Consider the following 25,470-nt stretch of genomic DNA (forward strand, 5'->3'; position numbering starts at 1 on the left):
AAAACACCAAGTGGCGCATACGACCTAAATTTGCCTTCCCCTAGTCGATCAAGGTCTAACCAGCCAGCAAAACCAAAGTAGATAACATGGCCCAAGTAGAGCTCGTCATGCCCAAGATGGGCGAAAGTATTATCGAGGCGACCATCCTTAATTGGGTGAAGAAGGTCGGTGATAGCGTCGAGGTGGACGATACCGTTCTGGAGATCGCCACCGATAAGGTAGACAGCGAGGTGCCCGCCCCGGTCGCCGGGATCATCAAGGAAATTCGGTACGAGCCGGACAGCACGGTTGCGGTGGGGGAAGTCATTGCCCTTATCGAAACCGAAGCCGGTGCGGAGGTAGAAGCATCCCCCGCGGTGGCACCGGCCGATGACAAGCCAAAAGCATCCACCCCGGAGCCGGCACCAACACCTGCGCCCCGCCGCGAAAACAAAAGCGAAAGTGAGCAGAGCCCATCAGAAAAGTCGGATAACGGTCGTTTTTATTCGCCACTAGTTCGTACTATTGCGGAGAAGGAGGGCATCAGCCAGGCTGAGCTCGACCAGATCCCCGGCACGGGCAATGGCGGCCGGGTTAACAAATCAGACATACAGGCTTACCTGAAGCGGCGTACAAACCGCTTTATAACCGGTCCTGGCAAGGCTGCACCAACGGCTGGAACTCCCGCGACAACCCTTCCCCCCCGCCCCCCTGTCGCACCAGCCGGCAGTCTTGCCTCCGGTTCTTCGTCCGACGAGATCATCGAGATGAACCGGATGCGTAAGCTGATCGCCGACCACATGGTCGAAAGCAAGCGGACCAGCCCCCACGTTACCAGTTTTATCGAAGTCGACGTCACCGATATCGTCAACTGGCGGGAAGGCATCAAGAAAGACTTTCAGCAACAGCACGGGGAAAAAATCACCTACACGCCGATCTTCATCGAGGCCGTCGCCAAGGCCATCAAGGATTTCCCCCTGGTCAACGTAAGCGTCGACGGCACCCGCATCATCAAAAAGGCCGATATCAACATCGGCATGGCCGCCGCCCTGCCCAGTGGCAACCTCATCGTCCCGGTGATTCGCAATGCCGACCGCCTCAATTTGATGGGGCTCACGAAGCAGGTCAACGACCTGGCCGGCCGCGCCCGCGAGAACAAGCTCAAACCCGAGGAGATCAAGGACGGCACCTTCACCGTGACCAACGTCGGCACCTTCGGCAACGTCATGGGTACGCCAATCATCAATCAGCCGCAGGTAGCCATCCTGGCCGTCGGTGCCATCCGCAAGAAGCCCGCCGTGGTGGAAACGGAGTACGGCGACTTGATTGCCGTGCGGCAGATGATGTTCATGAGCCTGAGCTACGATCACCGCGTGGTGGACGGCTTCCTGGGCGGATCCTTCCTGCGCCGCATCGGTGACTACCTGGAGGCTTTCGACCCCCAGCGAAGTGACGTGTAGTAAACCTTTGCCCCCCGTCCGCTTTTCGTAGGGGAACGTACTTGCATGAGCACATTTTCCTTTTTACTGGAAGGGCTGCGTAACATCGGCACTACCGGCACCATTACCCGTAGTAGCCCCGCCCTCTGTAAAGCGGCCATCGACCGGATCGACTTTTCCACCGCCCGCACCATTGTCGAACTCGGCGCCGGCGACGGGGTCATCACGGAGTATATTCTCGACCGGCTGCACCCCGACGGAAAGGTTATCGCTTTTGAGGTCAGCGAAGATCTCTGCGACGATATGCGGGCTATTGGAGACTCCCGGCTCGTCGTTGCCCAGGACAGTGCCGAGAATATCCGCCAGTGGCTGGACCGCATCGGCGCGGACCGGGCCGACCACATCGTTTCGGCCATTCCCTTTGCCGCCCTGCCCCCGGATTTGGGCATGCGCATCGTCGAGGCGGCAAAGGACAACCTGCGCCCCGGCGGATGCTACAACCAGGTCCACTACAGCCTGAAGACCAAGTCCTACTACGAGCGTGCCTTCGGTAAAGTAGAGGCAAAGCGCGTCTATCTGAACCTGCCGCCGGCGTGGGTACTCTACTGCAAAAAATGAAACAGCTGTTAATCATCCTCGCGTTCCTGGTATCCGCCTGTTCGGGGGAAGCCGACCTGCGGGATTATTACTACCCGATCCGGGATCTTACCGACGGCCTGATCTACGAGTACGAGAACACCGGCAACTTCGAGCCTGCTCCCTACGAATACTGGTACTACCTCGGCATCGACCAGGATTCGGCCCTCTATCTGAGCTCCACCCGCTACGCGGAAGCCACGACACCAGTGCAGGTCACCACCGACCGCGTTCGCAACGACGGGGTCTATCTACAGAAACTGACGCTATACCCCCCGGATACCGGCGGCGTGCGGCAGCAGGTCGATGCCACGATCCTCTACGATCGCGTCTTCCCCTTTTACCCCGATGACGAGCGAGCCAGTGGCTACCGGGTCCGGTTCGTTCCCCCGAGCAACCCCGATGCGGAGAGTTATGTCTCGCTGAACCGCTACTACCGGGGCGACACCATCTTGGAAGTAATGGGCGACGAAGTAGATGCCGTCGTCTTCGATCTAAAGGGCGAAGTAAGCCTGCGCGACCAAAGGGAGGGCGACATCAGTCCTACCTATACGGGCTATGAGATATATGCGAAGAACCTCGGCCTGGTGGAATACGTGCGTGACCTGGGTGCCGGCGGAGTGGCCGGCGGACGTCTGCGCAGGCGCCTCACGATGGAGGAATTCTTAGGTGGCGAGCCCGCAGCTCCGCCCGGCCAGGATGCAGCTAACTAGTGGACTATCGTCAGCCGGGCAATCTGCTTCCCAACCCGTAAGTAATACAGCCCGGCGTGCAGCCCTTCCAGGGGGATGCCTGCCTGTTCACCACGAATGCGCCCCGACCGAACGGATTGGCCCGTGCTGCCGTAGAGCACGTAATCCGTATCCACCGCATTATCCGCTAAGCTTACCGTGACCGAACCACTCGCGGGATTGGGGAAGATTTTAAGCGTAGTCACGGATTGTAGGTCCCCATCATCCGTCCCCGTTTGCAGGGAACAAACGTAGCTATCCAGCTTGTCGATGCGGGCCTCCAACACCGACGCCATAAAGTCATACTGTTCCCCATCGGACATCACCGACCCCGGCCACCGCGCCGCTTCCCGTCGATAAGCACCGCTTTCGCGTAGTGTCGCCATGGCCGTGTCTACGCGCGCGATGAGGGAATCGGGATGAAGTAAGCCCTCCCGCAGGGTCTGGTACCGTCCACAAAGTTGATCGATGAAGTCATCGGGGTTTTGCTCCCGCAAACGGCGAAAGAGGTAGTTTTCGGAAAAGTGTTCGAAAGTGGATAACCGATCTCCCTTATGGTCATTCCCGATGCCGGCGTCCATATCCCAGGGAACGAAAAAATAGGGGCTGGATTGATTGTAGCGGGCGAGATAGGTATTCTTGGACACATTATCCGTCAGCGTTAGCGCATTTACGAATAGTACGTAGTCGACGATGTTCGCCAGGTCAAAGCGGTCGCCGGCCTCTTCGGAGAATGCATCGTCGGTAGAGGAAGCGGCGAAGCGAATGACTTCCTTCAGCTCTTCCCAGTCTACCTCCTCCGGCTCCGGGTGCTTCACTTCCCAGCCCGCCCAGGTATCTCCTTTCACCTGGCTGGAGGGAACCCCTTTGAATGTCGTGGCATCCGTGTAATCCTCGCTTTTGAATAAGGCCCCCCGAATCTTGTCGTCCTTGTACTTTTTCAGCTTCAGTTGCTTGCGGTCGACCTGTTCGCCGATCGTGCATACGCCCCAGTACGTTCCGTTGAACCACAGCTCCACGAACTCCACGTCCGCGCCGGCCCGGGCTTCCGGTTCCTCCTCGGCGTAGCTCAGGTGATGCAGGTCCAGCCAGAGTTTATGGGCGACGTAGGCATTGACGCGTGACGGTTCGTTGTAAAGCGCGTCGATTACCCAGTCGTCGTCACTACGCATGTTCCCAAAGCTGACGTCGCGCGACTCCTCGTCGCCACCCGGCTCGTAAAACTCCAGGTCCAGTGATTTCTTTGGAAATCGCATACTGAAGCCCCCCCGGTATCGAACGCCGATGTCGGACACGACGATCTCGTTGCCGCTGGCGTAGGTGAATACCGCCGGGCGTTTTTCGTTCCGGTTAAGCGTATGCGGGGTGCTTATTTTGACCAGGGGCAGCGGCGTGAAGGAAACGGTAAAACTGTCGCCGTTCTGTCCGGTCATCAGGTAACTACTGTCGTATACCAGCTCCGGCGTTGCACCCGGAAACTCGTACAGGTCATCCGGGGTAAGGAGTCCGTTTTCCGCCTTGGACAAGGAGGGTCCGCCAACGTGGACCAACATCATCCTGCGAGTGGAATCCAGACCATAGTGCGACGGGCCAATCGGGAGCGGCACCTGGCCGGACAGGGCGATCGTATATACGATCAGGGGGAGAAACAGTATAGTTTTCATAACTGGGAAGACATATCCGCTACAACAAATCGTTGGAGACGGTCAAAAACCTGAATGAAATAAACGCCCGGCCGTACACCGGATAAATCGAGTCGTTCTTCCGCCGCACGCAACTCCCCCGACAGGAGAGTTCGGCCGAGGAGGTCGACTATGCGGTAGGGGGTTGGCTGCCCGAGGAGCGTCGTCCGCACGGTAAGGTAGCCCGCGGTCGGGTTCGGGAAAATATGCCAGGAATGGTCGCTTGAGGCCTCGTCCACGGAGGATAGTAAACATACGTACTCATCCAAATAGGCCAGCCGGCGGGTGACGAATTCTTTGGTAAACGCGATTTGCTCTGCGTCGTGGCGGGCATTGCCCCACCGCTTGTTTTCCCGCGCGAAGACACCATTCGATTCCAGCAGCAGACGCGCCTCGTCGATACGGCCGAGCAGGCTATCGGTGGCGAGGATTCCGGACCGAAGCGACCGGTAGCGGTCGCACATTCGCTGATTGAAGTCATCGGGATTCAAAGCTATGATCCGATCCAGTAGGCCATTCGACAACCAGAAGTCCCCAAATTCGGCGCGGCTTCCGTCGAAGAAATTACCGAACGACCCGTCCAGGTCCCAGGGGGCGTAGAAGTAAGGCTCCGATTGGTCATACCGCGCCAGGTAGGTGTTCTTCCCGGAGTTATCGAAGAGGGCCGCGACATTGATGTACAACATGTAATCGACGAGATTACCGAGGTGGAACCGCTCGGCAATTCCCGCTGAAAAGTCGACATCGGAGGTGTTCTTCACAAAACCGAGCATTCCGTAGAGTGGATCCCAGTCGATCAGGTCATCCTCATCGGGATATTTCAGTTCCCAGCCGCTGTAGGTAGCCTGATTCTTCCCGGGGCGGGGCGGTTGGCCCTTAAAAAGAGTAGCATCCGTCCAATCCACCGCCTTGTATAACTCTCCGCGCAGCGCGCCGTCCTTTAGTTTCTTAAGCCCCAATTGCTTGCGATCAACCTGTTCGGAAAGCAGGTACACCCCGTGGTATTGGTCCTGAAAGAAAACTTCGACGAATGTTACGTCCGCTCCGCTGCGGGCATCCGGTTCCCGGTCGATGTAGTAGGGCTGATGCCAGTCCAGCCATAACTCGTGGGCAACGTAGGCATTTACCCGCATCGGCTCGTTATACAAAGCATCCAGCACCCAGTCGTCATCTACGCGGAGACCCGTGAACTGAATGTCCACCGATTCCCGGTTAGTGGCGTTGTCCCAGAATTCCAGGTCCAGCGATTTTTTAGGGTACCCCAGCGATAGTCCGCCCCGGTATTCAATGCCGGCAATCGCGCTGATTGCCTGTTCGTCGTCGGCGTAACGAATGACGGACGGCACTTTCGTTTCGTTGTTCAACTCGTAAAAAGATGCCACCTGAAAAAGGGGAAGCGAGGTGAAGGCGATGTCCACCGAGTCACCCGATGAACTTATGGCACGGTAGGTTTCGTTGTAGCGCAGCAAATCGGGAGATGGATCAAAAGCGTAGTCGATCTCCCCCACCCGAATCGCATCCGGCACGTCGGCCAGGCCGTTCAGGTTCTGGTGGATAAGCAAAAAGGCGGCCTCTTCATCCAGGCCGACACGAAGCGGATCGACGGTAAGAAGAGACTGGCTGAATATTCCCGATCCGAATACAATTAAAAGGAGGAGATAAGGCAGTCGCATGCGGTTTAATCAGGGTCGTAGGGGCATGTAAAGTACGTATAATGGACGGGTATACGGCACCGACCCACCTAGCGAATTTTCGCTATTTTTGCCCGCTAAACGTATCGATCATGAATTTCCAGCTAACCGAAGAACAGCTCGCCGTCCGCGAGGCCGCCCGCGATTTCGCCCAGCAAGTTTGCAAACCCGGCGTTATCGACCGGGATAATAAGATGACCTATCCGTTGGACCAGGTCAAGCAGATGGGAGAGCTTGGCTTCATGGGCATGACGGTCAGCCCGGAGTACGGGGGCAGCGGACTCGATTACATAAGCTACGTCCTGGCGATCGAAGAGATTTCCAAGGTCGACAACAGCTGCTCGGTCATCATGTCGGTCAACAATAGCCTGGTCTGCTACGGCATCGAAACCTATGGTACGGAGGAACAAAAGAAAAAGTACCTGACCAAGCTCGCCACGGGGGAATGGATCGGCTCCTTCTGCCTCAGCGAGCCCGAGGCCGGTTCCGACGCCACCCACCAGCGCACGACCGCCGAGGACAAGGGTGACCACTACCTCCTGAACGGTACCAAGAACTGGATTACCAGCGGCGGCACGAGCCAGGTCCACCTCGTCATCGCGCAGAGCGATCCAGATAAGGGCCACCGCGGCATCAACGCCTTCATCGTCGAAACCAGTTGGGACGGCGTGGAGATCGGGGCCAAAGAAGATAAGCTCGGCATCCGGTCCAGCGACACGCACACCATTATGTACAACAACGTGAAGGTGCCCAAGGAAAACCGGATCGGCGACAACGGCTTCGGCTTCAAATTTGCCATGAAGACCCTCGCCGGCGGCCGCATCGGTATCGCCGCCCAGGCCCTCGGTATCGCCGGCGGCGCCTACGAGCTGGCTACCGCCTACGCCAAGGAACGGGAAGCCTTCGGCAAACCCATCGCCAACCACCAGGCCATCGCCTTCAAACTGGCCGATATGGCCACCGACATCGAAGCCGCTAAGATGCTGGTCTACCGAGCCGCCTGGCTCAAGGAATCCGGCGGCGATTACGACCAGGCCGGCGCCATGGCCAAACTCTTCGCCAGCTCGGTCGCCATGCGCCACACCGTGGAGGCCGTCCAGGTCCACGGTGGCTACGGCTTCGTCAAGGAATACCACGTCGAACGACTCATGCGCGACGCCAAGATCACCCAGATCTACGAAGGCACCAGTGAGGTCCAGAAGATCGTCATTAGCCGGGGGCTGCTGAAGGGGGAGCTTTATGTTTAGGTTTTGTGTCGGGTCTCGGGTGTTGCCACGCATCCTGCCTCCTCGGCCCTACCCTGACTACCACCACGACAACCGACCCACTTACGGATTAGCCTAAGGTCGACTAAGGTCCAGTTCCCCGACCATCTCCAAATAGCTCCGTCCGAAATCGGGGAAATTGTCAAAACGGAGGTGGCTGGTGACCGGGCGGAGGCGCGGGTACTCCCGGCGGTGCCGCTCGACGATGTCGGCGATGATAGCCTTGATCGGGCGGCGGGCAGGGCGGCCATCGCGGGTCAGTAGCTCCTGTTGGTAGCCCAGTTTCTGGAAGTAGCTGTTTTCCGTGACGCGGTAGTAAAGATTGAGCAGGTCGCGATCCGGCGGGGGGATGGCGTAGTTGAATAAGGCATAACCCGCAATGTAGCCAGGAATGGCACGGGCCACTTCGTCGAAGTCGTTATCCTGGTACCAGTCCATATTCGGTAGCTCGTTGCGGATCAGTCCGCTCAGCCGGTCGTGGCTCGCCGGTAGCGTGATGCCGAAGGTGGACTTTCCGCCGTAGAGCTCCTCGGCGAAGTCTTCGGGAGCCCGTTCCACCAGTTTCTGTAGCTCGCCGAGCAGGCGCACGTTCTTATACGTCACGGGCTGGTCCCCTTCCCGGGCGAAGTACATCCGGTGCATCCGTTCCAGGGCTTCCATGGTGTGGCCCTCCGGGATGAGGAGATAATCCAGCCGGTACACCAGTTCCAATAAGAGGTAGGCTACCGCTCCGGGGTGTTCTTCCGGGTTGATCCGGCTCGAGGCGAGGTACGCCGTTACCCCGGCGATCGATTCCCGCAGGAAGCGGAGTTTGAGGGCCTTTTCGGTTTCAGACAGGGGTTCGAGGTGGGTGACCTCAACGGGACTGACCGCCGCTTCAAATTCCTCCAGCAGCAGGTCGTCCTGTTTGTCGGCGCGCAGGGCCATTTCCTTAAGAGCGTGGTAAAGCTTGTGCGGACTGGCATCAACGACCGGTGTATCGAAAACGATCGTCAGGCAGTCGTCCTCGTCCAGGGCGAAGCGGCTGTACTTGAGCTCGTAGTTCATGGACGTGAGCCGCCGGAGCAGGTCGACGTTGGGAGTTTCCAGGCGAGCGATGCGGGCCGTGGCGCGAAACTGCTCCCCATCGGCAAAACCGGTGACCCGCTTGCTGCCCTGGTAAAACTCGAAGTACAGCTTTTCGTCCTCCTGCTGCCACTTGACATTGTCCTCCCGTTCATCGCGGAGGTAAGCCATGAAGGCCGCGCAGGCATCCAGGAAGCGGTCGTCCTCGAAGGCATCGACGGCCCGGTCCCAGGCGGTGTAATTATCGCGTGTTTTGTACGCATCGGTGTACCGTCCGAAGTTATGGTCGGGCTGTTCACCGGTTGGATAACGGGATCTGCGGCCGAAAAGGGTATCCCAAATGCTCATCTAGGCGGAAAGATAGGGAGCGTGCTCGGGGCGGCGGGGCGCAGGAGAATAATTTTCGACGAACAGCAGCTATTGTTCCGGCCATGAACCGTACCGTACCTTCGCCGGTCCAGCCTGATGACCAACCCGTATGCCAACACACCTGATCGAATTTACCAAGGAAGGAAGCGTTCAGGCTTCCACCGACGAGAGCGTGCTGGAGGCCTCCCTGGCGGCGGGCATCCCCCTCTATCACGCCTGCGGTGCCAAGGGCAAATGCTCGACCTGCCGGGTGCTGATCCACGAAGGGGCCGATCACCTCACGCCCCCGACGGATCCGGAACTGGCGCTGGGCGAGCGGATGCATTTTCCACCCAATGTCCGACTGGCTTGCCAAACGCGGGTCACAGGCGGTCCGGTTCGCCTGAGCCGCATCCTGCGTGACGAGTCGGATATGAGCCTCTACGTGGGCCCCTTCGCGGGTGCCGCCACCCAGCAGATCGGGGAAGAGCGCGAGCTCACCCTGCTCTTTCTCGATATCCGGAACTTCACTCCGCTGATCGAGCGCTACCTGGCCTTCGACGTCATCCACATCATCCGCAAACTGTTCACCACCTTCCAGGAAGTCATCGAGGAGCACGCCGGCAGAATTGTCGAAACCGCGGGCGACGGTATTTACGCCGCTTTCGGCTTCGAGTCCGACCTGGCCAGCGGTGCCGCCGCGGCGGTCAAGGCCTCCTTCGCCATACTCGAAAGACTGCGGGAGATGAACGACAGCTACTTCCGCGTCCACTTTAATCATCGCGTCCAGATCGGTATCGGTATCCACCTCGGCAACGTCATTATGGGGGGCATCCGCGTCGCGGGTAGCGATCACCTGCTGATCATGGGGTACCCGGTCAACATAGCGGCCCGGCTCCAGGATGCCACCAAGCAACTGAACAATAACCTGGTCGTCTCCGCCGAGCTGTTCTCGTATTTAGATCAAACGGCATACGCCCATACGGAGGACAGCGTTGATCTCAAAGGAGTATCCGGCAGTTTCCGGGTAATCCTACTCGGTACGGCTTACCTTCGCGCCTCCCATTTGGAAAACCCGTCGGATTAGTATTCGGCAACGCCATTTTCGGCAACGGCAGTTGACACGGATACCCGCCGTTTGCTACCTGCCCGAACACGGCACCACCATGAACCTGTTACCTGCCGTGAACACCGAAAGGCATTATACATTTCACCGGCTACGGCCGCTGGCAATTGCCCCTAACACGAAAACCCCAATCAAATATTTCATTCATGCCGGATGCTAAAAGCGTGATCTGCACTGTCTTCGAGCGCGACTACCACCACGGAGTGGGGGCTTTGGCCAACTCGCTGTACGCCGCCGGTTTCCGCGGCGAGCTCTACGCCGGTTACCGCGGAGCCCTGCCCCCCTGGGTGGGCGAGGCCGCTCCGGACGCTTCCGGCAATCTGCGGTGGGAAGTAGCCCCGGGGTTTCACATCTACTTCGCCCTGCAAAAAACCGAAGAGTTGCTGGCCTACGTGAAACCCGAACTGCTGCGCCAGGTATGGAATCGCTATGAGGACCGGGGAATAGAAAATGTCTTCTACATCGATTGCGACATCGTCATCAAGGCCGAATGGCGCCACTTCGAGGATTGGGTCTCCTGGGGTGTTGCCCTGTGTGAGGACATGAATAGCCCCCTGCCGGTGTCCCACCCCCTGCGGAAGCAGTGGCAACGCTACTACGAAGGCTTCGGTATCGACTACAAGCCGAAGGACGACGTCTACGTCAACGGGGGATTCGTGGGCATCAACAAGAAAAATCGCGAATTTTCGGAGCTCTGGGATCAAATCCAGACTTACATGAAGCAGTATACCGGCAAGCAGGACCGCATCGGCATTGCCGACCGCTGGAATATGTTCCACTTCATGGATCAGGACGCGCTCAACATCGCCAAGGATCTGACGGAGGACGTCAGCATCATGGGCCGCGATGCGATGGACTTCGGGCGCCTGGGTTACGTGATGTCCCACGCCGCCGGCCGGCGCAAGCCCTGGCACAAGAACTACGTGCGAAATATCTTGCTCGACGGCTCCCGACCCAGTAATACCGATAAGGTCTACTGGCATTACGTCGAGTCGCCCATCCGCGTGCATAGCTCAGGTACGGTGCGCTCCAAGCGTTTCGCGCTCAAGGCGGCCTCGCTCATCGGCCGGGTATTCACCCGTTCGCAGAACTGATCCGATCGCTACCGGGCAAAAAAAGGTGCCGAATACTTACGGGAAAGTATTCGACACGTCATCACATCAATGCAAAAAATCAATTCGTCACCGCTTCACGAAGCGGGTCTGCACGGATTCCCCACCCGCGCGTACACGCAGGAAGTAGACCCCGGTAGCTAGCCCGTCGGTGGGAATGTATTGTTGGCCCGTGCTCCGCGCCTGAAGGCGGCCACCGGCGTCGTAGATCTCGTAGTCGAACGTTCCCTCGATACCGCGCAGGTTGAGCCGTCCGCTCGTCGGATTGGGGAAAAGGGTAATCGTACGCCCCTGCAGCGTGACGACGTTGGAGAGTACGTTGGCCGACCGCAGCATGATCGTACCGAAAAGGCTCGGATTGGTCCATGCCTGGTCTTCGGTCGCGTTCCAGGAGAGCTTGCCGTCGCGACCACCGCCGTCGTCATCATCGTTGACCATAAAGTCGAAGCCGATCATCATGGAATCCGTGGGCGTACCCCCCAGTACCGACCAGGGGATCATCCCTTCCACGAAGTAGCCGAAGTCCGTATCCGAGATAGCGTAGGTGATGCCTTCGGTGTCGAACCCACCGGGAATCGTGCCGATGGTGGTCCCGTCGTTCCAGGCGAAGGAGAGTTGGGCGTCATCGTCGTCGTAGCTACCGGCTTTGGCGTTATCCACGTCGAAATATAATTCGATATTATCGTCCTCGTAGGTATTGTCGCTATCGTTGACGAGCTCGTCGTCGATAATTTCGGCGAGAAAATACATATTGTCGTCGTCCCAGAGCAGCCTGACCGTACCGGAGAGGTCATCTTCCTCGATGTCGGAACCGACCAACTCGTTCTCCGCTTCGAGGGTGAGGATGTTCTCGCTGTCCCAAATATCGTCGGCCACGCCGTCGATGATAGGCATCATCATGGTCTTGAAGATGGACGCGACCGGTGCACGCAGCGTGACCGATAGTTGGTTGGAGTAACCGATCAGGCCGGCCGAGTCGACTGCCGTGGCGTACACGCTGTAGCTGCCGACGGTGCTGGCCTCCCAGACGAATTCGTAGGGGGCAATGGAATCGGTGTGCAGGGTATCGCCGTTACTCATGAAGTGGACCGCAGCCATATTATCGTTGGCGTCCGTCACGGTAGCGGTGAAGGTGATCGTGGCGGGGGTTTCGTAGAGGGCGCCGTCCTCCGGTCCGGTCAGGATCGCCACCGGGGCGTTCGGGTCGGCGGGTTCGGCCCAGTCGGCGATCCAGCGGCGGTAGTCGGTATTGAAGAATTCGTGGTACCGCACGTTGGTATCGGCGTCTGCGTCCTCGAAGAGGAACTTATCCACGAAGGCCTGCACTTCCGGGTAAGATTCGGCCGGTAGCTGACAGTGGGGGTGTTCGTCACGGAAGGAGAAGCCGAAGCGGTCCTCGATCCCAAACTGCTTGTAGACCTGCTCCACGGCGCGGCTGGCAACGTAGCCGGACTCGTCGCCCAGCCATTCGTAGTCGGGATTACCGAGCACCAGCAGGGCGCGGGGCAGCACCATGGCCATCAGTTCATGGTGGTCGTGGGGTAGCAGGCCGGGCTGACCGGCGAAGTTGGTCTGCATACTCCGCATGAACCAGCTGTAGTTGGTGTTGTCGATCTTCTCAACGTTGCCGATGGTTTCCGACACCCGCCAGGCGTTGATACCGCCGCCGCCGGATTCCTGAACGATGGTCAGGGCGATGCGCTCGTCGTAGGCACCGCTGAAGAGGGCCATCTTACCGGCGTAGGAGCAGCCCGTGACGGCGAGGTGGTCCAGGTCGGCGTTGAGCGCTTCGCTGACGATCTCGATACCGTCGATGAGGCGGCTGATGCCCCACGACCAGGCGCTGTAGTTACCTACCTCGGTAAGATCGGGATAAAGGCGGTAGTACGGGTCTTCGGGGTTGCGGTCGCTGGTCTGGGTGTAGGTCACCACCTGATTGTGGCGGAAGGGGATCTGGATCACCCCCTCGAAGATTTCGCCGGGCAGGGACCCGGTAGCATTATTCATGCCGATCACGACGGGGAAGGGGCCGTCGCCCTCCGGCATGGTCACGCGGGAGGTCAGCATGAGCGTCTCCCCATTCTCGGTGATCGAGACGCGGAGGGTATCGTTGGTGTAGGTAGCGGTGATGTTTTCAGGGGCCACCGGTTTGGGACCGATCTCGTACTCGCTGATCTCGGCGGCGATCTCGTTGCGGCGGCATGCCCAATCCGCGAAGTCTTCTACCCGGCCGCTGCCATCTGCCCAGGCGAAGGGATCGGGTAACAGGGGATAGTTCGTGAGTTCGGTCGGCGCGGGAAGCGGTGGGGCCTCACAGGCGGTACCGGTATTCTCCTGGTCGTAGACCAGCGGGATCTGCGCCAGGAGGGTACTGCCGAGCAGGCAGCATAAAAAGGAGTAGAGGTGTCGTTGCATGATCTGGGTATTAGAATAGAAAAGAGGCACAATCGATTGCGTTGTACGGGATGCGAGTATAGGTCATATTCCAATTCTGGACAAATTTTATTCCTGCGCTCCGCCGCCATACCAAACTTCCGGAGCGAAAGCTTCGCTTGGCCCAATAAAAAAGCCGGAGGCTTGTGGCCGCCGGCATAAATGTCGATCATAATATCATGCAAAAAACAGTCACAGCGGGGGCAATTCCCCACTGGTTCGTTAAATCTGGCTTCGGAGATCCGTCCTGAGCGGACAGACAACCTCCAAAATCGGAACGAAAATACACAATCGATTGCGTAGTGACAACCTCCAGCAATACTTTTGTCTGCACCCCGGCAATGTAGCTTATCAGCGCTTTCACGCGCCACCTATCCACCAGCGTATCCGAACCCAACCCTACCTCCCGGCGGTATGATGGAAAACCTAGTACCCAATCATGGAAAATCGACAATTACAGGAATTCGAAAACGACCTGATCGAACTCACCGACGAGGACCTCGTGGACCGCTACAATGACGACCTGGCCACCGACGCCTGGAAGGATGCCCCCACCGGCTACTCCGAAGTGATGCTGCGCGCCTTTCAGGGCCGCGACCTCGACATCAGCGCCATCACCGACGGCGATACTCTCCTCTACGACGCCCGCGTGGTGCTGGACGACGGCGTACTGCGTCGCGAGCGGGACGTAACCGATCGGGTCTAGCCCCTCTTCCGCACCGGGATCGTCAGCGACCACTTATTCCGAACGGCGAAAAAGCGGATCAGAAAGACCACCAGACTGGCCGTCATGGTACTGACCGTCTCGCCGACCACAGTGCTCAGCAGCAGGAAGACGACCCCACCGGCCAGGCAGGCGCTGGCGTATATCTCCCGGCGGAAGATGAGCGGTGGCTCCCCCGATAAGACGTCTCGAATGACCCCACCGAAAGTTGCCGATACCACGCCGAGCATCACCGCGATGAGCGGGCTCAGGTCGTAATCCAGTGCCTTCTGGAGTCCGGCCACCGTATAGAGGGCGATGCCGATGGTATCGAAGAGGAAACGGCTGCGCCGCAGCGCCACCACCTGCGTACGAAAGAGGTAAGTGAGCGCCACCGCGCCGATCACGATGTACACGTAGGTCGGGTGCAGCAACCAGTTGACGGGCGTACTGCCCAGCAGCAGGTCGCGCAGCGTACCCCCGCCGATGGCCGTAACCAGCGCCATGATGAATACACCAAACACGTCAAAGCGCGACCGTAGGCCCGCCAGCGCGCCCGAAATCGCGAAGACCAGGGTGCCCAGGTAATCGATGGTCAGTACGGCGTAGTCCATATAGAGCCGGGTTTATCCGAAGCGCCAAGGTACCTTAAGCAGGCCGGCCCAGGCGCACCTGCATATAAAGGATGGCGCCGGAGCGCAGGTAAAGTGCCCGCCGATAACCGCTTAGCGAATACTCCCCTGAATCATTTCCCCATGCCCCCGGAGCAAAACCTTAACCGACTGCTGGCTAATCTCTCTCCCGAACGCAAGCCAGGCACCTACGTCTTCACCACGGTGCAGGATACCGCCGGTATCGACCTCGCCCTCCCCGTAGCTACCGTCCGGGAGCCGGAAGGAACGACCCTGATCCTCCGGCGTGAAATTGCCGACGGGCTTGGCCTCCCCTACCCCTTCGCGGCCGCCTGGATCACCCTGCTCGTGCATTCCGACCTGGCGGCCGTGGGCCTGACGGCGGCCGTCGCCACCGCCCTGGCCGAGCGGGGGATGGCTTGTAACGTGATCGCCGGCTACTACCATGACCACCTGTTCATAGCCGAAGAGAATGCGGAGGACGCGCTGGAGGTTCTGCGGGGGCTGGCCGGGACCTAACCGGGACCGTACCTCGGCAGACTTTTGCAACTACTTTTTCTGCCTGCGTCAGGTGCTTGCTCCTTCGCCGGACTACCGAGCTGCGTACTCCAGGTATTTATCGGGTATCGGGGCATCGGCTGACTCCATCGTCCAGACCAGGCTCGCGATCCGCCACCGATCATCGACACGTACCAATTGGTAGCTGGTGATGCCCCTTGCCGGGGGGGTATCCCCTTCCGTTGCCGCGAAGGATTGAAAAACCTGAGCGATGTTGCGGTATTCATCCACGACCCGGGAAATTTCTCTCTCTTCAAAGCCCTCATCGTAGGAAGGGTCCTGCATATACCGAAGAAACTCGTCCAGATCGGCGGTTTGCAGGGGGTTATCGACCGTCATATCTTGGGTATGCACCGTAAACCGGGCGGTCGGGAGGAAAAGCGCCCGGATCGCCGCCGTGTCATTTGCTTCTCCCGGCTCGTTCGAGATTAGTTGAAGCAGCTCGGTCACCGTACGGTCTATCGTTTGGCAGCATGGGGGTTGGCGGTCCTGTGCATTCGTCCAGGTAATCGTCAATAGCAGCATGGCCTGCAGGGTAAACTTTCTCATAGGTGGGGATTTTGCCTAATGAGCGAATACCCCCGGGGACGGTTGATATACCCGCTGAAGTTGGCAGTGGACTGCTTTTCCCACCCCCCCATTCCTTACCCGTAGCCGTGAATACGTCCCTATACCGTTGGTGAAAATCTCTACCTTACTGGTATCATGCAATATCACCTTCCTATTGTGCTCCTGTGGGTCGCCTGCAGCTGTTTGTCCTTCGGCCAGCGTCCGGTGCGCTTCGACCTCCCCCTGGACTCGATACGCCTGAGCGACCCGGCCATCCTCGCCGATTCGGCTACGATGACCTACTATATGACCGGCACCGGCGGCTGGATGTGGAAGAGCGCGGACCTCGTCACTTGGGAAGGCCCATACCGGATCGTCGCCACCGACCCCACAAGCTGGATGGGCCCCGACCCCATGATCTGGGCCGCCGAACTACACCAATATAAAGGCAAGTACTACGACTTCGCCACCTTCACCAACCGCGACGTCATCATCGATACCGTCGCCGGCAAAGCGATCGAGCGCCGCGCCAGCCACGTCCTCGTGAGCGATATGCCCGACGGCCCCTACGTGCCCATGGTCGACAGCACCTACCTGCCCGCCGACATGTCCACCCTGGACGGTACCTTCTGGGTCGACACCGACGGCACCCCCTATATGGTCTACTGCTACGAGTGGCTGCAGAACCAGAACGGCACCATGGAGATGATCGAATTGAAGCCGGACCTCAGCGGCACGGTGGGCGAAGCCACCTTGCTCTTCCGCGCCAGCGACTCCCCCTGGAGCCGGCAGAAGCGGGACGACGGAACCGTAGGTCCGAGCGTGGTGACCGACGGGCCCTGGCTGTTTCGTACCGGGACCGGCCGGCTGGGGATGATCTGGACCAGCTGGGTACACGACATCTACGTGCAGGGCGTGGCCTACTCCGAAAGTGGCAACCTGAGAGGTCCGTGGACGCAGGAGCCGGAGCCGATCACGCCGGATAACTTCGGGCACGGGATGCTCTTCCGCTCGTTCGGGGGGAAGGATTTGATGTCGGTGCACAGTCACCGCTCGGTAAATGGGCGGTACATCCGGCATCCTAAGCTGTTTGAAGTGGATCTTTCCGAAGATAAACTGCGGGTAGTCGGCAGTTACTATCCGGACAACCAGAAACCAGCAACCAGCAACCAGCACCCAGCACCCAGCACCAAGCAACCAGTACCCAGCACACCCATGAAAATCCAACCTTACCTACTCCTCCTACTCTTCACCCTGAGCTTACACCCGGCATACGCCCAGTTCAAGAACATTAAGAACGATACCTTCTGGGATACCGCCGACGGGGAGCCGATCTACAGCCAGGGCGGCGGCATCTTCACCTTTGCCGACCCGGAAACGGGCGAGGAGACATACTACTGGTACGGCGTACACTACGAGCAGGCCGAACGGTACCGGGAGGACCCCAGCGTCACCCAGCCACGCAACAACTTCGCGGGGGTGAGCTGCTACTCCTCCACCGATCTGGTGGACTGGACCTTCGAGGGGCACGTACTTACCCCTGACGAAGTCTACGGCGATTCCGACCGCCGCTGGGGCTGGCTCGGGCGCATGGGCGTGGCCTACGTGGAGGAGGCGGACCAGTACGTCCTGATCATTCAGCATAACGCGCGGGTGCTGTTTGCCGTGGCGGACTCCCACCTGGGTCCCTTTAAAGTGAGCCACCACAAAAGCATGGAAAGCTGGATCGGGACCTCCAACACCGGCGATCAGACGGTCTTCACGGACGAGGACACCGGGAAGTCCTACCTCGTGTACAGCTACGGGCAGGGGCGTCACAAGATCTACCTCTCCGAGATCGGGTTGCAGAACGATACCCTCACCCTGCTCGACTACAAACAGGTCTTCCGGGGAGCGGGACGTGAGGGCAACTGTATGTTTAAGTACCAGGACAAGTACTACCTGGCCGCCTCGCAGCTCTACGGCTGGGACGGTTCCCTGGCCTACTACCTGATGGCCGACGACGTGATGGGCACCTACCTGCCGGAAAACGACATGCAGGTCTTCGCGGGCGCGGAGGCCGACTACGCCCACATTTCCCAGACCGGCTTTTTCGTGACCGTCCGCGGCACCAGGGATACCACGGTCATTTTCTGCGGCGACCGCTGGGCCGACTTTGCGGGCAACGGGTTGGGCTACAACCAGTGGGTTCCCCTCTCCTTCGACGGGGAGCGGCCCTACTTCAACTCTCTCAACTCCTGGGACCTCAACGCCGAAACCGGCGAATGGCGGGTGGCCGAAGACAACAACTGGGCCGTCAACGCCAGCTTCGAAGCGGACCGCAAGCAGATCCCCAGTCAGGTCAAACCCGTGCAGACCTTCCTGCGGGGATGGGAGACGGAAGTCGTGGAGGGTACGCCCATTTCGCTCGACACCCTGGGGCCCAAACTCAACCACGCCAACACGGAAGCCGAACGCAAGCACGTCATCGGCGAACGCAGCCTGAACATGAGCGACACGGTGGCCTTCGTCCGCCGGGTATACCAGACGATCACCTCCTCCCCCTACGTGACCTTCCCTGACGACCGCTACGTCCTTACCGCCAAGGTGAAGAACAGCGACGGCTTCGACCGCCTGGAGATGTACGCCGAATCGGGCGGGGAGCGCTTTACCGCGACCGTCAATGAAGCCAACCCCGAGTGGACGACAATCCGGGTCGACAACATCCGGGTGACCGGTAATGCGGTGGAGATCGGGTTTTTAGCCGACGGGGAAGCGGGGGCGTTTTGCCTGGTGGATGACGTGGCGTTGGTGCGGCGGAAATGACGCGGCGAGGGGGAAGGCTGGGTACTTGGAAATATGCCTCCTCCACCCGGCGATCCAAGGTCGAGGCCTTCCAGGCCGAGTTATTGCATAAGTGACGTGAGGTTGGAGGCAAATGCCGCTTTGAGGGCATTATGAGCATTAGTGAAGTACTCACCCTTATTATTTTCTATCAATACTCCGGCTACAAATGCTTCGAGTATTATTATGAGGATATGATGGCCCATGATTTACGGACCTATTTTCCTCGCCAGGTCGGCTATCGGCGCTTTCTACAGCTAATTACCAAAGCCGTACCTCATTTGTATGTGTTTGCCAAATGGAGGTGCCTGAACAGCGAGACTACGGGTACCTACTTTGTTGACTCCAAGAAACTGCCGGTGTGCCACAACCGCCGTATCCACCAGCACCAGGTTTTCCGCGGTCTGGCCGAGCGCGGATACACCTCAACGGGCTGGTTCTACGGCCTGAAGCTGCATCTGATCATCAATAACCTGGGACAGGCAATGAACTTCACCGGTACTCCCGGCAACGTAGCGGATGCCAACGCCGGCGTATTGCGGGCGCTGTTCGCCAAACTGACGGGAAACTGTTATGGCGACAAAAGATATAGCTCAAGCATATTTGCAGAACTGTACGAACAGGGAATAAAATTGGTTACCCGGATTCGCAAAAGCATGAAGAATAAACTTATGCCGCTAAAAGAAAATATGCGTTATTCAAACGCGGAATAATTGAGTCCGTTTTCAATATTTTAATGACCATATTCGACATTGATCATACCCGTCATCGCAGTCCACAAAATGCACTGGCACATATGTTAGGCACATTGGCTGCTTACTCATTCATGGACCAAAAGCCGGCTGTTTTGCTGCCAAAACTGCTCAAATAGCCCCAACCTCACGTTACCTTATACCCCAGTCCGGTTTGCTACGATAAGAAGCCGTCCCGTCCGAGAATCCCTTCAATCATGCGTTACACCCTGCTGTTCTTTTCCCTGTTCTTCACCGCTGTAATGGCGGCCCAGGAAATGCCCCCTCCGAGCCAGATCCCGAAGCAGCGCGTACCATCCGCGAGCGGGGCTACGTGACCTATCGCGACTTCGGAGCCCCCACCGACGGCATGACCGACGCCAGCGCAGCCATCGCGGCCGCCCACGCCTACGCCAATGACCACGGCATACCGGTGCGCGCTGATGGAGGAATCTACTACATCGGCGATGCGGATCGCACCGCGCTAATCCTCACGCCGACCAACTTCGGGACAGCCACCTTCATCATCGACGATACGGCAGTGGAGAACATCGGCGCCCCGGTCTTCACGGTCGGCTCCCGGAAGGAAACCTTCGTGCCGGAGGGGATCACCACCCTGCGCCGCGGCCAGGAACGCCTGCCCATTACGCTCCCCGCCGTCAGTCTGGTTACGGTGACGAACGATTCCGTGCGCCACTACATCCGCTACGGGGCGAACCAGGACCAGGGGGCACCACAGACCGACATCTTCGTAGTAAACGCCGACGGGACTGTCGACCCGCAAACGCCCATTATCTGGGACTTCGACCGCGTCACCGCGATTAGTGCCCGCCCCATCGAGAACGATACCTTGCGCATCACCGGCGGCCGTTTTATCACCGTAGCCAATCAGGCCGAATCGAAGTACACCTACTACGCCCGCAACATCGTGATCGAGCGGTCGCAGGTGATCGTCGACGGACTGCAGCACCGCATCATCGGGGAGGGTAAGCACGGGGCGCCCTACGGGGGCTTCATCAACGTCCGGGAATGCGCCTACGTAACGGTGCGCGACTGCGTATTGACCGGCCATAAAACCTACTCCACCATCGGCCGGGCCGGTACCGAGGTGAGCATGGGCAGCTACGATATTTTGGCCAACCGGGCCCTCAACGTTTCCTTCGTGAACTGCACCCAAACCAACGACATCCACGACCGCACCTACTGGGGCATCATGGGCTCCAACTACTGCAAGAACCTGGTGTACGACAGCTGCGTGCTCTCCCGATTCGATGCCCATAAGGGGGTGGCCAACGCGACCATCCGCAACTCGACCCTGGGCCATATGGGCATCAACGCCATCGGCAGTGGCACCCTGACCGTAGAGAACACCTCGGTGCGGGGCGGCCGCTTCGTTAACCTCCGGTCCGACTACGGCAGTAGCTGGCGGGGCCCAATGCTGCTGCGCGACTGCACCTACGTACCCACGAACGCCGGCGCGGCGGTGATCAACGGCTATTACTCGGGGCGGCACGACTTTGGCTACGTATCCTATATGCCGAATACCATTACCATCGCCGGGCTCCACATCGACGATTCCGGACTACCGGACGACAACCCCGGGCCAGCCCTTTTCGCCGACTTCAACCGGGAGCGAACGGACAGCACCTACGTCGAACGCTATCCCTACCAACTTCCCGAGCGGGTCATCCTGAAGGAAGTCACCACCGCGAGCGGAAAGGCCCTGCGGGTGAGTGACAATCCGGTGATGTTTCGTGGGGTGGAGGTGGTGCGGGGTGGAGAGTAGAGGAAAGCTGCGCGTTTCGAACTACTGTTGGTGAACGCGGGTCTGGTGGCAATTGGTATTAATTCGACCGATTCTGCACTATGCTTTACTATGGAGACCCTACCGGAGCGGAGGAGTCCTGCAGGGACCGTTATCTTAATCCCCGTTACAAAGTGGTTTAGCTGGCGCTGCTGCTTCGCGGTGGACGTTTATCGCTTGCTCCCGGCGTTAGCAAGCCTCGCCGACACTTCGGTGTCGCCTACGTTTGCTGCCTTGATCTGAACGAAGATAGCAGCGACCTAAATCTTCAAACCACTTCGTGCCGGGTATAGTCCGGAATAACCGGCTGTAAAGGGAACCAGGTAGTCGGTAGCGTTCCTAATGGAGTGCTTGGATGACGGCTGGACCGAAGCCGAGATTATGGAAAGCCACCCCAGGGTAACAAAGGACACGCGTCAGGCTCCTTGTGCTTACATATACGAGTTTTTAAAAGATTAAATGGTGTATTCCAATGATCGGAAAGTCGCATAAATCGTATTGTTCCTAGTGCCCCCATCTCCGCATGCACAGCCTACTTCCTTGCACGAAAAGCAATACCTGGCACCACCTCCTTTCGAGCTACCTTTAATACATGACGGAGCAACAACGGTCCCTGCGCCGGCGCATCCTGCTGGCCTACGAGACCATGGCCGGGGAATACCACGCCCGCATCGACGACAAACCCCACAACGCCTTTTACGACCGGCCGAATACGCTCCGGCTGCTTCCGGATGTAAAGGGTAAAGACGTACTCGACGCCGCCTGCGGACCGGGGAAGTACGCCGAGATCCTCCACGAGCGCGGTGCCACGGTGACGGGTTTCGATCTGAGTCCGAAAATGGTGGAGTTCGCACGGCAGCGAAATGGCGCCAAGGGCACCTTCTACATACAGGACCTGGCGGAGCCCTTTCAGCACTGCGGTGATGCGGCTTACGACCTGGTACTCTGCGCCCTCGCCCTGCACTACGTACCGGAGTGGGGGCCGACGATCCGGGAGTTTCACCGGGTCCTCAAACCGGAAGGCACGTTGGTAATGTCCATCGAGCACCCCTTTTACGAGTACACCTACTTCAAATCGGAGCGCTACTTCGACGTGGAAGCGGTGCGCGCGACCTGGTCCGGCTTCGGCGAGCCCGTCGAGGTGGACAGCTACCGGCGGCCACTGCAGGATTGTCTGCAGCCCCTGCTCCACAACGGCTTTTACCTGGACGAACTGCTGGAACCCCGCCCGGTGCCCGAATTCGAGGAGCGGGATCCGAAGCACTTCCGGGAATTGAATGCCTTTCCCGCTTTTATGTGTCTGCGGGCGGTGAAGCGGGGGTAGGGAAGGGTGCGTGCCCCCCTCCCGGTTCCCGACTTGTAGTCAGGCTATTGGCGGGTTAGGAGATGACTATGCTCGTGCGAATTCGTCCCCGGATTTCTTGTCCTATGACAATCGACGGCTTTTTCCTTCCCGCTACCTTTAAGGCTTATTCCTCCAAAGGTATGACCACCATTTTCGACGCCGCCACCCGCGAAGCCTTAATCAGCCGGATACAAGCTCTTGATCCCTTGGCAACACCTTTATGGGGTAAAATGAAGGTGTTTCACATGACCGTTCACTGTCTCATCTGGAACCGCTGGATACTGGGCGTAGACAACCCCATCTCCTATCGCCACGATCTGTTGGGCAAAATTTTCGGACGCCGGGCGCTCCGCTACTTCACCCGGGACGACCGGCCCATCGGGAAAAACATCCCCACCGGAAAGGCATTTCTCGTTAAGGAAATTCATGGTGAGCTGGCAATAAAGAAGCAACAGCTGGTAGAAACGATCAGCGGTTTCACCCATTTCAACAATCCAGCTGACCTCCACGACTTCTTTGGCAAAATGACCAAGAAGCAGATCGGCATCTTCGCCTATAAACACATGGATCATCACCTTCGGCAATTCGGGGTTTAATCCAAGACTGCAACCCCCATGGATAAACGAGCCATCGCCGAAGCCTTTTCCACCGGTAACTTCGAGCCGTGCCTGCCGTACGTAACGCAGGAAACCATCTGGAACACGCCGGGCGAACAGTACCTCACGGGGAAGGGGGAAATCGAAGCCTTCTGCCGTACGATCGCGGCCTACTTCGCCAGCGTGACCACTGACTTCCGGCAACTCGGGGTGATCGAAGACGACAGCGGAGTAGCCATCAACGGGACCGCCGAATTCATCCGCGACGGACAGCTGGTGTCCCGCGCGTCTTCCTGCGATGTCTACCGCTTCGACGAGTCCAACCGAATCATCTCCATCCATTCTTACTGCATTACGGAACGCGAGACACCGATGTCTAAAAAACAGCCCGCATGACCCGGCCCATCCATCCCTGCCTCTGGTTCGACGGGACCGCCAGTGAAGCCGCCCGTTATTACTGCTCCATCTTCCCCGACGCGCGCATCCTCTCGGAAAACCCGATGGTGGTGAACTTCGAATTGAATGGCCGGACCTTCATGGGTCTCAATGGTGGCCCGCAGTTCTCCTTCACTGAGGCCATCTCCTTCGTGATCACCTGCGCCACCCAGGACGAGATCGACTACTACTGGAGCCACCTCACCGCCAACGGCGGTCGGGAAGGGAACTGCGGTTGGCTCCAGGATAAATACGGCCTGTCATGGCAGATCGTGCCCGCGGTGCTGCCGGAACTGCTTGGCGATCCCGAGCGGGGGCCGCGCGTCATGGAGGCTTTCCGCAAGATGAAGAAGTTTGACATTGAAGCGCTGAAGAATGCTTGACGGGGTGGGTTGCGTGCTGGCAATACGATGGTTCTCTGCCGGATCGGGCATGGGGCTCTCCACTAAACTTAGCCTCGCGGAGCGCCTCGACCCTGGTTCGTATTTTCCGAGTACGCTCATAGCTCACCGGTAGCACACGAGCACCTTCCATGGTATCTCGGCGCGACCTGTCTCGACCCTGTGCCTGAGTGCCCGTAGCTTACAACCTAAAGCAAGGCTTCCTCGTCTACTTCGTGGATGAGATATGCTTTATTATTATTCCTGGTGACGCTTACGCACGGTCTCTGCGCACAAGACGATGACTGCTCCTGCCAAGCCGCATTGGAGGATACCTGGTCGGAGCTGCGTGAGCTGCCGGCCTTCCGCGACCGGTGCCGCGACGACAGCTGCGCCGATCGCTTCGCCCAACTCACTGCCCGGACGAGTCCCGAGATGTCCCGACTGGCGTGCTACCGCCTGTTGACGGAATTGGTAGCTACCCTCCTCGACGGCCACACCGCCATCTACGGCAGCGCTGCGGATACGTTGGGCGACGGAGCGCAGGAAACGGGAGCCGCCCCGAACAACGATCTTAGTACGGGCGAACGCTATTACGCCGGGCCGTACGTTCTTTCCTTGGAGCCGGCCGCCGGAACCGAAGGGATGGTGCTGCGCGTGGTCGATTCCCCCAAGCGCCGATGGCAAGCCGGAGATACCCTGGCCTACCTGGATCCGCTCGGCAACTTTCGCTATCGGTATACGGGCTATCTCCCGGGCGACGGCCGGCTGGTCACCTTCCAGGAGCAGGTGCGGAACGGCCAATTCCACCAACTGGGCCTGCGGCGCGATACGACCGAAACGATTTTCGCGCGCTATTCAGGAGAAGCTACTTACGCCTACCAGCGTGTGGCAACCCGTGTCGATTACCTCCGCCTGGGCAGCTTCAGTGGCTTCCAACCGGTGCTTGGCGAGGCGGAAGCCTTCTACGCCACGCTTTCCGATAGCCTGACCGGCGATCAACTGATCGTAGATCTCCGCGACAACACCGGCGGGGGCGTGCGCAACTCCAACATCGTCTACAAGATCTTACGACGGCACCGGCGGCATTACGACCGCATTTACGTACTGATCAACCATGGTACCACGAGCAACGCCGAGCAATTCGCGCTGCGACTGAAGCGGTGGTCGCGGGTCGTCACCGCCGGGGAAGCCACCAAAGGGGTGCTGGCGTACGAGCTGCAAGGCGAATCGGTGTCCGTCGGCTGCGACCGCTACCTACTCCGGATGGCCACCAAACGCCACCGACGGTACCTCCCCTACGAGGGCAAGGGCGTACCCGCCGAAATTGAGCTGCTACATGACCGCGACTGGGTCGAGCAGCTCCGGGAGTGGATTACGGATTAAATAGTCATTGCGGCGTGTTCT

General features: G+C 58.8%; 22 protein-coding genes and 1 pseudogene. 17 read left to right on the plus strand and 6 right to left on the minus strand.

Annotated elements, in window-relative coordinates; genetic code table 11:
* The first annotated feature begins 86 nt into the window (after window positions 1-86).
* Genes DRW39_RS06510 through DRW39_RS06520 form a run of 3 tightly spaced genes read left to right on the plus strand, consistent with a single transcriptional unit; the run spans window position 87 to window position 2,767 of the window.
* Window positions 87-1,439: a dihydrolipoamide acetyltransferase family protein gene (locus tag DRW39_RS06510; RefSeq protein ID WP_116106208.1), complete on the plus strand. Its 1,353-nt coding sequence runs from the start codon at window positions 87-89 to the stop codon at window positions 1,437-1,439.
* Between the two features lie 45 nt (window positions 1,440-1,484).
* Window positions 1,485-2,036: a class I SAM-dependent methyltransferase gene (locus DRW39_RS06515; protein ID WP_116106209.1), complete on the plus strand. Its 552-nt coding sequence runs from the start codon at window positions 1,485-1,487 to the stop codon at window positions 2,034-2,036.
* Window positions 2,033-2,767, plus strand: a complete 735-nt coding sequence (locus DRW39_RS06520) for a hypothetical protein (protein WP_116106210.1) — start codon at window positions 2,033-2,035, stop codon at window positions 2,765-2,767. Before DRW39_RS06515 ends, DRW39_RS06520 begins: the two co-directional genes overlap by 4 nt.
* Here the strand turns inward: DRW39_RS06520 and DRW39_RS06525 are convergent.
* Together DRW39_RS06525 and DRW39_RS06530 are read right to left on the minus strand one after the other, a co-directional pair.
* The gene (locus tag DRW39_RS06525) at window positions 2,764-4,449 is read right to left on the minus strand and encodes a CotH kinase family protein (RefSeq protein ID WP_116106211.1); all 1,686 of its coding nucleotides are present in this window, start codon (window positions 4,447-4,449) and stop codon (window positions 2,764-2,766) included. The two genes, DRW39_RS06520 and DRW39_RS06525, sit on opposite strands and share 4 nt — an antisense overlap.
* Window positions 4,446-6,140 carry a CotH kinase family protein gene (locus tag DRW39_RS06530; protein WP_116106212.1) on the minus strand — a complete coding sequence of 565 codons (1,695 nt, stop codon included), beginning with the start codon at window positions 6,138-6,140 and terminating at the stop codon, window positions 4,446-4,448. Before DRW39_RS06530 ends, DRW39_RS06525 begins: the two co-directional genes overlap by 4 nt.
* Before the next feature lie 110 nt (window positions 6,141-6,250).
* Here DRW39_RS06530 and DRW39_RS06535 point away from each other — a divergent pair, with 110 nt between their 5' ends.
* Window positions 6,251-7,405: an acyl-CoA dehydrogenase gene (locus DRW39_RS06535; RefSeq protein WP_116106213.1), complete on the plus strand. Its 1,155-nt coding sequence runs from the start codon at window positions 6,251-6,253 to the stop codon at window positions 7,403-7,405.
* A 93-nt stretch (window positions 7,406-7,498) separates the two neighbouring features.
* Here the strand turns inward: DRW39_RS06535 and DRW39_RS06540 are convergent, their stop codons facing one another.
* A complete protein-coding gene (locus DRW39_RS06540; RefSeq protein WP_116106214.1) occupies window positions 7,499-8,836 on the minus strand; it encodes a hypothetical protein in 1,338 nt (445 codons plus the stop codon).
* A 130-nt stretch (window positions 8,837-8,966) separates the two neighbouring features.
* On the opposite strand from DRW39_RS06540, the gene DRW39_RS06545 reads away from it, so the two are divergent.
* Together DRW39_RS06545 and DRW39_RS06550 are read left to right on the plus strand one after the other, a co-directional pair.
* Window positions 8,967-9,923, plus strand: coding sequence for an adenylate/guanylate cyclase domain-containing protein (locus tag DRW39_RS06545; protein ID WP_116106215.1), 957 nt, complete (start codon window positions 8,967-8,969; stop codon window positions 9,921-9,923).
* Window positions 9,924-10,108: 185 nt separating this feature from the next.
* Window positions 10,109-11,056: a hypothetical protein gene (locus tag DRW39_RS06550; protein WP_116106216.1), complete on the plus strand. Its 948-nt coding sequence runs from the start codon at window positions 10,109-10,111 to the stop codon at window positions 11,054-11,056.
* 87 nt (window positions 11,057-11,143) lie between these two features.
* Here the strand turns inward: DRW39_RS06550 and DRW39_RS06555 are convergent, their stop codons facing one another.
* Entirely contained in the window at window positions 11,144-13,489 is a 2,346-nt protein-coding gene (locus DRW39_RS06555; protein ID WP_116106217.1) for a sugar-binding protein, read from the minus strand.
* Between the two features lie 457 nt (window positions 13,490-13,946).
* On the opposite strand from DRW39_RS06555, the gene DRW39_RS06560 reads away from it, so the two are divergent.
* Entirely contained in the window at window positions 13,947-14,213 is a 267-nt protein-coding gene (locus tag DRW39_RS06560; protein WP_116106218.1) for a hypothetical protein, read from the plus strand.
* On the opposite strand, the gene DRW39_RS06565 is transcribed toward DRW39_RS06560, so the two are convergent.
* Window positions 14,210-14,824: a trimeric intracellular cation channel family protein gene (locus DRW39_RS06565; RefSeq protein WP_116106219.1), complete on the minus strand. Its 615-nt coding sequence runs from the start codon at window positions 14,822-14,824 to the stop codon at window positions 14,210-14,212. The genes DRW39_RS06560 and DRW39_RS06565 overlap by 4 nt on opposite strands.
* A gap of 141 nt (window positions 14,825-14,965) precedes the next feature.
* On the opposite strand from DRW39_RS06565, the gene DRW39_RS06570 reads away from it, so the two are divergent.
* Entirely contained in the window at window positions 14,966-15,361 is a 396-nt protein-coding gene (locus tag DRW39_RS06570; RefSeq protein WP_116106220.1) for an ACT domain-containing protein, read from the plus strand.
* A gap of 72 nt (window positions 15,362-15,433) precedes the next feature.
* Here the strand turns inward: DRW39_RS06570 and DRW39_RS06575 are convergent, their stop codons facing one another.
* The gene (locus tag DRW39_RS06575; RefSeq protein ID WP_157975973.1) at window positions 15,434-15,949 is read right to left on the minus strand and encodes a hypothetical protein; all 516 of its coding nucleotides are present in this window, start codon (window positions 15,947-15,949) and stop codon (window positions 15,434-15,436) included.
* Between the two features lie 156 nt (window positions 15,950-16,105).
* Here DRW39_RS06575 and DRW39_RS22880 point away from each other — a divergent pair.
* From DRW39_RS22880 to DRW39_RS06630, 9 genes and pseudogenes are all read left to right on the plus strand, one after another.
* Window positions 16,106-17,092: pseudogene (locus DRW39_RS22880) on the plus strand (glycoside hydrolase family 43 protein); the annotation flags it as partial.
* A gap of 72 nt (window positions 17,093-17,164) precedes the next feature.
* Complete coding sequence (locus tag DRW39_RS22885) at window positions 17,165-18,754, plus strand: family 43 glycosylhydrolase (protein WP_116106360.1); 1,590 nt, start codon at window positions 17,165-17,167, stop codon at window positions 18,752-18,754.
* A gap of 131 nt (window positions 18,755-18,885) precedes the next feature.
* Window positions 18,886-19,485: an IS982 family transposase gene (locus DRW39_RS06595; protein WP_116106222.1), complete on the plus strand. Its 600-nt coding sequence runs from the start codon at window positions 18,886-18,888 to the stop codon at window positions 19,483-19,485.
* A 352-nt stretch (window positions 19,486-19,837) separates the two neighbouring features.
* Complete coding sequence (locus DRW39_RS06600) at window positions 19,838-21,289, plus strand: hypothetical protein (RefSeq protein ID WP_116106223.1); 1,452 nt, start codon at window positions 19,838-19,840, stop codon at window positions 21,287-21,289.
* Between the two features lie 610 nt (window positions 21,290-21,899).
* Window positions 21,900-22,631, plus strand: coding sequence for a class I SAM-dependent methyltransferase (locus DRW39_RS06610; RefSeq protein ID WP_116106224.1), 732 nt, complete (start codon window positions 21,900-21,902; stop codon window positions 22,629-22,631).
* Window positions 22,632-22,792: 161 nt separating this feature from the next.
* Window positions 22,793-23,248 (plus strand): DUF1569 domain-containing protein, encoded by a 456-nt coding sequence (locus DRW39_RS06615; RefSeq protein WP_116106361.1) that lies wholly within the window; start codon window positions 22,793-22,795, stop codon window positions 23,246-23,248.
* A gap of 18 nt (window positions 23,249-23,266) precedes the next feature.
* Window positions 23,267-23,644: a nuclear transport factor 2 family protein gene (locus DRW39_RS06620; protein ID WP_116106225.1), complete on the plus strand. Its 378-nt coding sequence runs from the start codon at window positions 23,267-23,269 to the stop codon at window positions 23,642-23,644.
* A complete protein-coding gene (locus DRW39_RS06625; RefSeq protein ID WP_116106226.1) occupies window positions 23,641-24,066 on the plus strand; it encodes a VOC family protein in 426 nt (141 codons plus the stop codon). Before DRW39_RS06620 ends, DRW39_RS06625 begins: the two co-directional genes overlap by 4 nt.
* Window positions 24,067-24,303: 237 nt before the next feature.
* Window positions 24,304-25,449, plus strand: coding sequence for a S41 family peptidase (locus DRW39_RS06630; protein ID WP_116106227.1), 1,146 nt, complete (start codon window positions 24,304-24,306; stop codon window positions 25,447-25,449).
* Window positions 25,450-25,470 lie beyond the last annotated feature (21 nt).

It is taken from the genome of Lewinella sp. IMCC34191 (assembly GCF_003390935.1).
Classification (GTDB): domain Bacteria; phylum Bacteroidota; class Bacteroidia; order Chitinophagales; family Saprospiraceae; genus Neolewinella.